The following is a 12372-nucleotide window of genomic DNA, read 5'->3' as shown; positions in this document are numbered from 1 at the left end:
GTGTTTCTTTCAATTCAGCCAGAGTCATAACCCTGGCAGTTTCACCCTCGCGGTTAATGTTCTGCACGGTACCGCATACTGTTTCCGGAGATTTGTGTTGAAGCATAAGTTCGCAGGCTTTTTTCAGATAATCGTGTCTCTTGTGACTGGACGGATTGTAAAGAACAATCACAAAATCAGCTTCCGAAGCCAGAAGAAGACGCTTCTCGATCTTTTCCCATGGTGTGAGCAGATCACTGAGACTGATCAGACAGAAATCGTGGATCAATGGAGCACCAAGCACTGCTGCTCCTCCGGTTGCTGCTGTAACACCTGCAACTACTTCCAGCTCCACCTCCGGATAGTTTGCGCCGATTTCATACATAAGACCAGCCATTCCGTAAACTCCCGCATCACCACTGCAGATCATGGAAACTGTCTGGTCTTTCATAGCCTCATCAAAAGCCATTACACAGCGGTCTACTTCCTTTCTCATAGGTGTGGTGAGAAAAGATTTTCCCGGAAAATGGTCTTTTACAAGATCAATATAAACAGTGTATCCAACGATCACATCACTTTTTTCAAGAGCTGTAGCTGCAGCTCCTGTCATTCCTTCATAAGAACCTGGTCCGATTCCTACCACATAGATTTTCTTTTCTTTACTCAAAACGTATCCTCCAATCTCCAAGGACAAGAGCGGTTGTCACGCCCTCTGCGCCCCGTTTTCTCTGTATAAAATGAATGCCAGTATGATTCTCTGCGGCTTTCACCGCGCTTCGTTCACACACATTATCCACACCTACTGTCTTACTCACAAAAGAGGATGAGGTGAATTCACCCTGCACAGACAGAAGTTCCTCACTGGAAAATGTTTTGAAAGGAACTCCCAGCTTTTCTGAAAGAGCCAGAAGCCCGGGTTCTTCTTTTTTTACATCAATGCTTGCTAGAGCTGCAACTGCCTCCGGATAAATGTCATTTTCTTTCAGGCAGCTAAATGCTACATTTTCCACGGCTTCTGATTCTTTATTTTTCCGGCAACCCATTCCAAGCGCAGCAGCTGGTGGAACTACATGCGTCGTTGAGGCAAAGGGATGACAGCTTTTATGTACGGTCACGGCAATCCCCACCTCTGGAAGTGGTGTGCCATCCACAGTTTCATACTGTATTTCAGAAAGTGATATGCCAGTTTTTTGACACCAGATCAGTCCCTCTGGCAGTTCTCCCTCCCAGGGAAATTCACTGTAGAATCCCACCTTCTCACCTGCCAGCAGCGCGGCAGAAACCTCTTTCGCCTCTTTCATTCGAAAAATGTGACAGTTATTTTTCTTTGCAAACACATCCACAGCAAATTTTCCCTCAAGGTCTGTGGCAGTTGTGACTACAGGGATTGCCTGTAAAATGTCTGCAGCCAGACAGGCAAGTTCATTTGCCCCACCAAGATGTCCAGACAGCAGGGATATCACAAATTTGCCCAATTCATCTACTACCAGCACAGCCGGATCTTTCTTTTTGCTCTGTATAAAGGGGGCGATGCTGCGTACTGCGATTCCGGCTGCTCCAATGAAAATGATACTGTCTGCAGTTTCGAACTGTTCTCCCGTCCATTTCCCGCAGCTTCCCTTTATAGAATCTGGAATGTATTTGCTCTTTGTGAAAAGAGAAACTATATTTCCTTCTTTTTCCAGTCCTTTTTTTAATTTCTCTCCTGTCTGCTGCCCTGTCAGGGTGTAGCATATCATGGAAATTTTCATCCGTTTTCCTTTCATCTGGAACAGGCTCTAACCTAAGCTGCCATATCAAATAACCTTATTCTTATTTCGTTGCTTCACGGAATTCTGTTGTAAATCCTGGATCGTATAACTTGGAACGGTCATAATGAGCGGCATTTACGCAGTCTCCAATGATCATAAGTGCAGTCTTCGTAATATGATTCTCCTTAGCAGTCTGCGCCAGAGTTCCTACTGTGCACACAAATTTCTTCTCATCCTCCCAGGTTGCCTTATACACAATCGCAGCAGGAGTATCTGCCGTATAACCGCCTTCGATCAGTCTTCTGCTCAGTTCTTCCAGCATTCCTGTGCTGAGAAAAACAACCATGGTTGCCTGATGAGCAGCAAAGGACTGAATGCTTTCCTTTGGCGGAACCGGAGTTCTGCCTTCCATACGGGTGATGATCACGCTCTGGGAAATATCCGGCAGCGTATATTCCAGATTTAAAGCACTTGCCGCACCGCAGAATGCACTGACACCAGGACAGTAATCATAAGCAATCCCTTTCTCATCCAGCACATCCATCTGCTCACGGATGGCACCATAAATACAGGGATCACCTGTGTGAAGTCTTACTGTTGTCTTGCCGGACGCTTCTGCCTTTTCCATAACAGAAAGCACCTCTTCCAGTGTCATCTTTGCGCTGTTATAAATGGTACAAATATCCTTTGTGTACTCCAGAAGTTTGGGATTTACCAGAGATCCTGCATAAATAACTACGTCTGCTTCTTCCAGATATTTCTTTCCTCTTACGGTGATCAGATCCGGTGCTCCGGAACCTGCTCCTACGAAATGAATCATAGCTTTCTCTCCTTTTTCACTATAATTTTTATTGTGCGGCAAAGTTTTATAATTCTTACTTTAATAAATTTTCACTTTGCCTACATTGGTTTTTTATTTACATTATCTTATTTTTCCTTCACAATGATCAACGAATAATAACCTGCATCATCTGGAATTTCTTCCACACTTCTATAAATTTTCTCATCTGGCATTCCGCAATTTTCAATCATCTCGGCCTTATTACCAGATGCTTTGATCTGTGCTTTTACTTCCTGCATTTTTTTGCCGGTTTTCATCAAAACTTTCGTTCCGGGAAGCTTCAATGCTTCTTCTATCTGATAGGAGGCAGGGATTACATGAAGCTGCTGGGATTTTTCCACCAGTCCTTCATTAAATCTGGCACTGACTGCACAAAAGGATGTAATGCCGCTGACGATTTCTGTGGCATATCCCAGCTGTTCCACCCGTTTGTGTACATAAATGTATGTAGAATATACGGTTGGATCTCCCAGGGTAAGGAATACTACATTTTTTCCTTTCTCAAGCCATTCTGCAATTATTTTTGCTCCTTCATCATGAACACGTTTCAGTTCTTCTCTGTCTTTGATCATGGGCATTGGCAGGGAAATCATCTGTTTGCTGTCAATTTCCGGGTACGCTCCTTTCATGATTCTGTATGCTACAGATTCTTTTGGGTTTTCCCCTGGAAAAGCCAGTATATCTGCTTCCTTTGTAAGTCTTAAGGCCTTTAAAGTGATCAGCTCCGGATCCCCTGGGCCAACTCCTACGCCATATAATTTTCCTGTCATAGATCTCTCTTTCTGAAATAGTTTTTAAACATAACTACTCTGTTTTTATTTTTTGCTCTCATAAACTGAACATATCTTTATTCGTAAAAATGCCCTGCAACATACTGTCCATGCCTGCAATCTGCACACTCTATCATCCCGCTTACATTTGAAGTTTAAGCATTTCATCCTGCTTTTGAATTTCCTGAATCAGTTCACCGGCATCTCTTGTTTTTCCCAGATATCCATATACATTGTTAAAAACAACCGCACCAAGCTTAATTTGTTCATAAGAACGGTGATCCAGATAAAACTGGATTCTTTCCATAATTTCTTGCATTGCAGGCTCTAAAAGGCCTTTTTCGTGCAAAATATCAAGGGCATCATCTGTGGTATTGCAATTCAGGATATCTCTTGCAGTATCTCCATCCGCTCCCACTCTGAGGGCATTGGCTGCAAGCACTTCCATACGGGCATCTGCACTGTGGGAATGGGTGTTCATAATTCCTGCTGCTACCTTTACAAACTTGCCAATATGGGCCACAAACAGGATTCCTTTCACTCCCATATCCACAGCCATATCAATGGTTTCTCCCACATAATTGCTGCACTTAATATTTCGTTCGAAAGGTAAGGTCATGTGCTCACGCAGATAATCTGCCCCATAGTTTCCCGGAGTCACAAGAAGGTACTTCTCGCCCTGGGTAAAGTGCTGCTTCATTTCCACATGAATGCTTTCTACAAGAGCTTTTTCACTCATAGGCTCCACAATTCCGGAGGTTCCAAGAATGGAAATTCCCCCTGTGATTCCCAGCCTGGGATTAAAGGTCTTCTTGCCGATCTCTACACCTTCCGGAACAGAAATCACAACCTTCAGCCCTCCCTCATAGTCATGGGAAACTGCAGCTTCTTCTGCTTCTCGAAGGATCATGGCACGAGGAACAGAATTGATCGCAGCTTCTCCTACTTTCTGGGAGAGCCCGGGTCTTGTAACTCTGCCTACGCCCACTCCGCCATCTATGACGATTCCGGCAGTATCCGTCTTCCACACTGTAGCATACACAAGAATGCCATTTGTTGTGTCCGGATCATCTCCGGCATCTTTTTTCACTGCACAGGTAACCTGATTTTCACTGATCTGAATGTCATGCAGTTCCAGGTCAAGGAGGATTCCCTTGGGAGTCATAAGCGGTACAGATGTTAACTTTTTTTTTCCCAGAAGCATCAGGCAGGCGCCCTTGCAAGCTGCTGCCGCGCAGGAACCTGTAGTATAGCCAAAACGCATTTTCTTCTGTCCGCGAATCACATAATAATCTTCCAATCCTGTCTTATGTTCCATGTTTCTTGCCTCCAAAGCTATGAGGAACCCGCTATGCGGGTTTCCGGGATTGTGACGGCAATCTTCACGTCCGCCCCATCTGTTACGTAAATAAAAGAAGCCCTGTCCTGACAACAAAGCTTCTTTCCTATCAGTCTTATCCCGGTTGCCGCAGGAAATCCTGTTTCTGAAAAAGCAACCAGTATCTGACTGTACAGTAACGGACTTGTGCAGGAATTACACCTGGCTTCCTGATCATGCTTTTCCCTGTTTTTATCCGTTACATTATATAATTTTGCCATTTAAAAGTCAATAAAAGGGGATCGCTTTCCTTATCTTTTGCAGTTACCTTTTGCAGTTACCTTTTACACAACTTTATGTTCCATCCATTTTCCACTCTTAAACCGCAGACCAAACACGATCGCACGTACCGTCCAGTCTGTGAACATTCCGATCCAGACAGCCATCGGTCCCATGCCACATACCCGGATCAGATAAACGCACAGGCAAAAGCGGAAGGTCCACATAGTAATGCAGGAAGTAATCATGGAAAACTTCACATCTCCTGCCGCACGCATGCCGTAAGCCGGAATAAACGCAAACATCCATACGATTGGTTTCACAATGGTGATCCAGAACATCATATCAAGACACATTTCAGCGCTTTTAGCTTCCATTCCACCAATCATGGTAATCGGCCGTGCAAGGACATATACCACTGCACAGCAGGCGATGAGAAAGACTTCGGAAAAGATCATCAGTTTCTTCATATAATAAACTGCCTCGTCTTTTTTTCCGGCTCCAAGGCTCTGTCCCACTACTGTCATAAGTCCGATTCCAACACCAATTACAGCTGTTCCATTTAACATCTCCAGCATATTGGTCATAGCCTGGGCTGCAATTGCAGTGGTTCCAAGCGTAGAGACTGTAGACTGGATTGCCAGCTTTCCAAGCTGGAACATGCTGTTCTCTATACCAGAAGGAATACCAAGAGCAAGAATCCTGCCAATCATTTTTCCATCCGGACGGATTTTCAGATAATCACGTACCACAATTGGCTGCCTGTCTTTTCTAAGCTGATAAAGCACTACCACTGCACAAAAAATTCTGGATACCAGTGTAGAAATGGCGGCTCCGGCAACTCCCATATGAAATACCCAGATCAGGATTCCATTTCCCACAATATTCATCACATTGGAAATAATGGAGATTACCATCGGTCCTCTGGTGTTTTCCTGTGCACGGAAAATGGATGCTCCGGCATCATAAAGCGCAATAAAAGGATAGGACAGCACAGTATAAAAGAAATATACCATGGAATTCTTCATAACATCCGCGTCTACTTTTCCGAAAATAAAGCTAAGAAGCGGTGCACGGAAAGCAAGTCCAAGCACAACGATGAAAACAGAAATAGCCGTTATAATAAAAAGTGCCTGCCTGGCTGATTTGTTTGCCATCTCGTGATTCTTCTGGCCAAGATACTGGGTACAGATAATGGTACCTCCTGCTGCCAGTGCAGAAAAGGCCTGAATGATCAATACATTGATGGAGTCCACAAGAGAAACGGCGGAAATGGCCGCAGAACCTACATTGCTGACCATCATAGTATCTACCGTACCCATCAAGGCATTTAATAGCTGTTCCATAATAATAGGAACAAGAAGCGCCCGGAGCATTTTGTTTGTAAAAAGATGTTGCTGTTGTTTCATATGTTTTCTCTTTTTCCTTAAATATATAAATAGTTCCTGTCGCATGGATGTATATCTCATAAAACTGCTTCAGATACTTCCATGCAAATATTTTCTGTGCTATTATACACCTTGAGCGAAAAAAATACAGTATTTAATTACGCACAATCCTTATGTTTCAACATAATTTTAATACAATTTCAGGAGGAACACCTTGGACAGAATTCTTACATACACGATACAGCCAGAGCAGGAAGGAATGCAGCTTCTTGATTTTCTCAGGAACAAGGGCTTTTCCCGGGGAATTTTATCTTCCATGAAGGCAGATAAAAATGCGATTCAGCTAAATGGTGAGCGGGGATTTGGGAAATCAGTTCTTCAGGTCGGAGATTCTCTTCACATACATATTCCGGAAGCGGACAACACTGAGAATATCCTGCCTGTGAGAATGGACCTTTCTATTCTATATGAAGATGAAGATATTTTAGTCATAAATAAGGCGGCAGACATGCCTGTGCACCCTTCCATTGGAAATTATGATAATACACTGGCGAATGGAGTTGCCTGGTATTTTAAAGAAAAAGGACAGCATTTCGTCTACCGCTGCATCAACCGTCTGGACAGAGACACCACAGGAGCCCTGATCCTGGCGAAAAATCCTTATAGTGCAGCAGTTCTCTCTGCCCAGATGAAACAGCGTCAGATCCGGCGTACCTATCTGGCAATTGTACAGGGAATCGCACCAGAGCAAGGAACTATTGATGCGCCTATCGGGCGCGCAGCAGATTCCACCATCGAAAGACAGGTGGATTTCGCAAATGGGGAAAGTGCGGTCACACATTATGAGCGATTAGACACCTATCATTCCTACTCTCTCATCGAGCTCCATCTGGAAACCGGACGCACTCATCAGATCCGTGTGCATATGAAGTACATTGGACATCCGCTGCCAGGAGACTTTCTCTACAATCCAGATTACAGAATTATAAAAAGACAGCCCCTGCACTCCTTTCAGCTGGAATTTGCTCACCCTGTTACAGGAGAAAACATGTGTATGACTGCCCCTGTCCCAGAAGATTTTGCAGATGCCTTTCATCGTTCCTAACGGCAACCGAATTCGGGCAAAACAGGTCAGAACCTCATAACCGTGAAGTTCTGACCTGTCTCATTTTTCATTCTCAGAAAGCTTATAATTCTTTTCTGTTCTTCTCATATATAATGAGCAAACCTTTTAACAAAAGATCCTCATCCAGCAAAATCTTCCGCTTGCAATGTGGGATAATCTTACGGGCAAGACCACCAGTTGCAACAACTGTAATTTTCTGACCAAGCTCTTCTTCAATTCTGTCAACAATTCCGTCAAGGGCTGCTGCATTGCTGTAAATCACACCGCTTTTCATGCATTCAATGGTATTTTTTCCAATGATGCGCTTCGGTGCTTCAATACTGATTCCGCTAAGCTGAGAAGCACGGGCAGTAAGGGCATCCAGGGACACTCCCATTCCGGGAAAAATCATGCCTCCCACATAATGCTTCTTCTCATCTACTACGCTTACCGTACTTGCAGTTCCCATATCAATAATTGCCAGTGGAAGAGAATATTCATGAATTCCTGCAACTGCATTTGCTACAAGATCTGCTCCAAGCTGTCCGGGATTATCCATCAGGATATTCAGTCCTGTTTTTACACCTGGTCCCAATACCATAGGTTCTTTTTTCAGAACCTTTTCAGCTGCAAGCTTCACGGCATTGGTAATCTGCGGTACTACAGAGGAAATAATGCAGCCTTCAATATCAATCCGCTTAATATGATATAAATCCAAAACTGTCTTCAGGTCAACTGCGTATTCCAGTTCTGTTTTTGTACGGACAGTGGAAAGTCTCTCAATGAAATAGGTTTGCTTTGAATCAATGCAGCCAACCACAATATTTGTGTTTCCAATATCAATTGCTAAAATCATTTTTTCCTCCATGATTTCTCTATCATCAGCCAGACTGCTTTCAGCCGCAATCAGCGGCCATTTTTGCAAACAGTCTGTCTGTTTTCAATTTTCTTAAACTTCTGCTGTTTTTACCACTTTCTCAGATTTCTTCTCTGTTTCCGGAAGAAGCCTTGCCTTGTAAAGGGCTGCACCTACAGCGCCTGTGATAACGGTAGCGGAAAGCATTTCACATACTGCGTTGATTCCTACAAATGTACAGATGAACAGAATCACGTTTTTTCCACCCATAAGTCCCTGTACATACTCGGTATTTCCAAAAAGGCAAACCAATAACCCCATAAAAAACAGAGTATTTAAAAATGCGGAAAGAAATCCTGTTACAGCACAGGAAAGATAAATATTTTTTGATTTCCTGCGGACTCCCCGGAAAATATATCCAAGAAGAAGTCCGTCAACCAGTCTTGGAATAAATCTCTGAACAAACGCCAGGAATGGATTGATTCCGAATAAGGTAACACCCATAAGGCTGGTACCTCCAATGCCGATACACTGACCAAAGCTGGTAAGTCCGAATACGGCTCCCGCGATGGCTCCGCCTACAGGTCCCATTGTAATTGCGCTGACGGCAACCGGAATAATATTAAAGGTGATTGCAAGAGGCCCGATATTCAGGTATCCAAGAGGTGTGTAAGCCATAAGAAGCAGAATTGCGATCATAAGGCCCAGTAAGGTGATTTGAGATGTTGTAAATTTTTTGTTCATATTGTCCTCCTTGTTATCGTTCCCTATATTAGAGCCTGTTCAGACCCAGGGATACAATACGGTATGGAACAGCGGGCATGTTTTTTTGGTATTTACCCGCCACTCTGAAAAATGTGTTATCCTCTGTCCAGATTTACAAAATACAATCTGCGAATATAACACCAGTGCCACTGCCTGCGGCTTCGCAAAAGATTTATAAATGCTATCAAAATGACAGCCTGTAAATAACTATCTGCGAACTCTCTCAAGCAGTATTTTATCCAGGATCTTACCGGCTGCATCCTCCTTGCTCATTAGCGGGAGTGATACTTCCTCATCCTGTGTAATCAGAGTCAGAACATTGGTGTCCCCCTGGAATCCGGCACCTGCCATTTTTACATTGTTGGCAGCTACCATATCCAGATTTTTCCTGGTAAGTTTGACTCTGGAATTACCGATCATATTCTCTGTTTCCATGGAAAAGCCACAGAGAAACTGTCCATCCGGTTTGTGCTCTCCAAGATATTTCAGAATGTCATCTGTTCTCTCAAGGGCAATGGACATGTCATCGTCTTTCTTTTTGATTTTCTCATCGCTCACACTGGCCGGACGATAGTCTGCCACTGCTGCTGCTTTAATGATAATATCCTGTTCCTGACTGACAGAGGTTACAGCTTCATACATATCTCTGGCTGTTACCACCGGAACCACTCTTACAAATGGCGGCGGTGTAAGTGCAGTACGTCCACTCACCAGTGTGACATCTGCTCCGCGCAGCATAGCCATTTTTGCAATGGCATAGCCCATCTTGCCGGAAGAATGGTTGGTAATATAACGGACAGGATCAATTGCTTCCTGGGTAGGACCGGCGGTAACCAGCACCTTCAGCCCTTTCATATCCTTCTCACAGGCACACTCTCTCAAAATATAGTTTAAAAGAGTCTCCGGCTCCGGCATTTTTCCTGCTCCGGTATCGCCACATGCAAGATAGCCCACAGCAGGATCGATCACTTCGTATCCATAATGCTCCAGGATTTTTAGATTATCCTGAACAATGGGGTTCTCAAACATATTGGTGTTCATCGCCGGAGAAATAAATTTCTTGCATCTGCATGCCATAATGGTGGTTGTAAGCATGTCGTCTGCAATTCCATGAGCCAGCTTGCCTATCACATTGGCACTTGCCGGTGCGATCATCACAACGTCAGCCTTTTTCGCAATGGACACATGCTCTACCTGGAACTGAAAATTCCGGTCAAAGGTATCCACAAGGCATTTATTCCCGGTAAGTGTCTCAAAAGTAATGGGATTAATAAAATTAGTGGCATTTCTGGTCATTAGCACATGAACGTCTGCCTGCTGTTTCTTCAGCATACTTGCAAGATATGCGATCTTATATGCTGCAATACTTCCAGTAACTCCCAGAAGAACTGTCTTTCCCTCTAACATTATCTTCCCTCATCTCTCTTTGAAATCTTTTGGACAAAATTCATCTGTTATTTTATACCTTTTGTCCGTACCGCTTATTATAATGCAAAGAGACGTATGAATGCAATGTATTTTTTATATGTTCAGCTTTTCATACATAATTTACCTTTATATGCATCTTTTCTTTGTTTTATTATCTGTTATAATAGCCTTGGACTTTTAACAGCCATTCCAGAGCATGTAAAAAAATCCTTCCCGTAACGTGCACACCCCACTTTGCGGGAAATTTTGCCATCTGTTTTCGTCTTTGATAATAAGGATACTACAAAAGAAAGGAACCATTATGAACTACCAGATCACACAGTGGTGCGCCCACTTTATCTCAGAGCATGTAAAAGAGGGAGAGCTTTGCATTGATGCCACCATGGGTAACGGAAATGACACTCTGCTTCTTTCCCGTCTTTGTGGGGAAAAAGGGCATGTACTCGCTTTCGATATTCAGGAAATGGCACTTGCCAATACAAGAGAGCGGCTTGAAAAAGAAAATGCCCCTCACAATTATGAACTGTTTCTGGATTCCCACGTAAATATGGGAAAATACGCAGAGCCTGTGAGTGTAAGCTGCATTGTATTCAATTTCGGCTATCTGCCGAAGGGCGATCATACTCTTGCCACAAGGGCAGAATCCAGTATTCAGGCACTTACCGTATCCCTGTCCCTTTTGAAAAAGGGCGGGATCCTGATGCTGTGTATCTACAGCGGCGGAGATTCCGGGTTTGAGGAACGGGATGCACTGCTGAAATGGCTGAAGGTGCTGGATTCCAGGAAATTTCTGGTTATTAAAACAGAATATTACAACCGGCCTAATCATCCGCCTATGCCCGTACTTGTAGTCAAACTGTAACTTGTATACAAAAAGCAACAACTTTTTCCCATGTATTTACTCAAAAAACACCCCTTAGACAGACTACAATTATTTGTGTCTGCCAAAGGGGTGTTTTATCTTCGGTATTCTCAAACTGTACTTTATCAATCTATAATGGTAACGCTTGTCATCACCGGCTGCTCATCTGCAGAAATAGTTCCATTGTTATCTGTAGGCTTTGCAGCCTTGCAGATCTGGTCAACAATGTCCATGCCTTCTGTCACATGTCCGAAAGCGGCATACTGTCCATCCAGATAGGTACTGTCAGACTGTACGATAAAGAACTGGGAGCTTGCACTGTCCGGGTCTGAGGATCTTGCCATGGAGATCACACCTCTCTCATGGGAAATATCGTTCTTTACGCCATTCTCAGAAAACTCGCCCTTAATAGTCTCATCAGAGCCTCCTCTTCCGGTTCCTTCCGGATCTCCGCCCTGGATCATAAATCCATCAATAATACGGTGGAAAGTAAGTCCGTCATAGAAATGCTCCTGTGCCAGTTTCACAAAGTTGGTTACACTGATAGGTGCTGTGTCCGCATCCAGTTCCACCTTAATGGTGCCGTAGTCCTTCACCTCAATCTCTGCATGATGAAGACCGGTAAGAGGCTCTGAAGTATCCAGAACAGTGCTGGTATCGTCTGCTGTATCTGTATCTTCTCCATCCCCGGAACCGTCTGTAAAGCCGGAAACTTCTTCCTCCGTTCCTTCTGACTGGTCAGCACTTTCCTCTGTACTTTCCTCTTTTGTTTCTTCTGTGTCTTTATTTTCTTCTGTATTCTCCTTAGTATCTGCTGCTTCTGTGCTCTTGCTTTCCTCTTTCGTATCATCTGAACCACAGCCTGCCAGCATTCCTGCGGAAAGAGCTGCCACCATCAGCATTGCCAGAATTTTTCTTTTTTTCATGATTTTATGCCTCCAATTCTTGATGCCATCTTTTTCTATTATAACGAAAATCACGTAAAAAACAATTGTTTTCACAGATTGTTCAATTTCTTTTTCTTTGTCTT

12 protein-coding genes are annotated in these 12372 nt (G+C 43.6%); 2 read left to right on the top strand and 10 right to left on the bottom strand.

Annotation, left to right across the window (positions count from 1 at the left end):
- The 6 genes from AB5706_RS20170 to AB5706_RS20145 form a co-directional block, all read right to left on the bottom strand.
- The coding region (locus AB5706_RS20170; RefSeq protein WP_368366289.1) for a precorrin-3B C(17)-methyltransferase at positions 1–589 on the bottom strand (589 nt) is incomplete at its 3' end.
- A 49-nt stretch (positions 590–638) separates the two neighbouring features.
- A complete protein-coding gene (locus tag AB5706_RS20165) occupies positions 639–1745 on the bottom strand; it encodes a cobalt-precorrin 5A hydrolase (RefSeq protein ID WP_226815450.1) in 1107 nt (368 codons plus the stop codon).
- 46 nt (positions 1746–1791) lie between these two features.
- Positions 1792–2550 carry a precorrin-4 C(11)-methyltransferase gene (cobM, locus tag AB5706_RS20160; RefSeq protein WP_173771990.1) on the bottom strand — a complete coding sequence of 253 codons (759 nt, stop codon included), beginning with the start codon at positions 2548–2550 and terminating at the stop codon, positions 1792–1794.
- Between the two features lie 107 nt (positions 2551–2657).
- The gene (gene cobI / locus AB5706_RS20155) at positions 2658–3341 is read right to left on the bottom strand and encodes a precorrin-2 C(20)-methyltransferase (RefSeq protein ID WP_173771988.1); all 684 of its coding nucleotides are present in this window, start codon (positions 3339–3341) and stop codon (positions 2658–2660) included.
- A 142-nt stretch (positions 3342–3483) separates the two neighbouring features.
- Positions 3484–4659 carry a cobalt-precorrin-5B (C(1))-methyltransferase CbiD gene (gene cbiD, locus AB5706_RS20150; RefSeq protein ID WP_173771986.1) on the bottom strand — a complete coding sequence of 392 codons (1176 nt, stop codon included), beginning with the start codon at positions 4657–4659 and terminating at the stop codon, positions 3484–3486.
- Positions 4660–5003: 344 nt separating this feature from the next.
- Positions 5004–6347, bottom strand: coding sequence for an MATE family efflux transporter (locus tag AB5706_RS20145; RefSeq protein ID WP_173716584.1), 1344 nt, complete (start codon positions 6345–6347; stop codon positions 5004–5006).
- Between the two features lie 193 nt (positions 6348–6540).
- Between AB5706_RS20145 and AB5706_RS20140 the strand changes: the two genes are divergently transcribed.
- Positions 6541–7431 carry an RluA family pseudouridine synthase gene (locus AB5706_RS20140; RefSeq protein ID WP_173716585.1) on the top strand — a complete coding sequence of 297 codons (891 nt, stop codon included), beginning with the start codon at positions 6541–6543 and terminating at the stop codon, positions 7429–7431.
- An 82-nt stretch (positions 7432–7513) separates the two neighbouring features.
- On the opposite strand, the gene AB5706_RS20135 is transcribed toward AB5706_RS20140, so the two are convergent.
- From AB5706_RS20135 to coaBC, 3 genes are all read right to left on the bottom strand, one after another.
- On the bottom strand, positions 7514–8287 hold the full coding sequence (locus AB5706_RS20135) for a type III pantothenate kinase (protein ID WP_173716586.1): 774 nt from the start codon (positions 8285–8287) through the stop codon (positions 7514–7516).
- Between the two features lie 93 nt (positions 8288–8380).
- Positions 8381–9031: an ECF transporter S component gene (locus tag AB5706_RS20130; RefSeq protein WP_173716587.1), complete on the bottom strand. Its 651-nt coding sequence runs from the start codon at positions 9029–9031 to the stop codon at positions 8381–8383.
- A 228-nt stretch (positions 9032–9259) separates the two neighbouring features.
- Positions 9260–10459, bottom strand: a complete 1200-nt coding sequence (coaBC, locus tag AB5706_RS20125; protein ID WP_173716588.1) for a bifunctional phosphopantothenoylcysteine decarboxylase/phosphopantothenate--cysteine ligase CoaBC — start codon at positions 10457–10459, stop codon at positions 9260–9262.
- A 322-nt stretch (positions 10460–10781) separates the two neighbouring features.
- Here coaBC and mnmM point away from each other — a divergent pair, with 322 nt between their 5' ends.
- A complete protein-coding gene (gene mnmM / locus AB5706_RS20120; protein WP_179962554.1) occupies positions 10782–11342 on the top strand; it encodes a tRNA 5-(aminomethyl)-2-thiouridylate-methyltransferase MnmM in 561 nt (186 codons plus the stop codon).
- Positions 11343–11467: 125 nt separating this feature from the next.
- On the opposite strand, the gene AB5706_RS20115 is transcribed toward mnmM, so the two are convergent.
- Complete coding sequence (locus tag AB5706_RS20115; protein WP_173771985.1) at positions 11468–12268, bottom strand: peptidylprolyl isomerase; 801 nt, start codon at positions 12266–12268, stop codon at positions 11468–11470.
- Positions 12269–12372: the final 104 nt, after the last annotated feature.

The organism is Ruminococcus sp. RTP21484sp1_RTP21277st1_D2_RTP21277_210401, from assembly GCF_040924225.1.
In the GTDB taxonomy this organism is placed as follows: domain Bacteria; phylum Bacillota; class Clostridia; order Lachnospirales; family Lachnospiraceae; genus Blautia_A; species Blautia_A faecis.
Note: the sequence above shows the minus strand (reverse complement) of the source record. Positions and strands in the feature narration are given on the sequence as shown.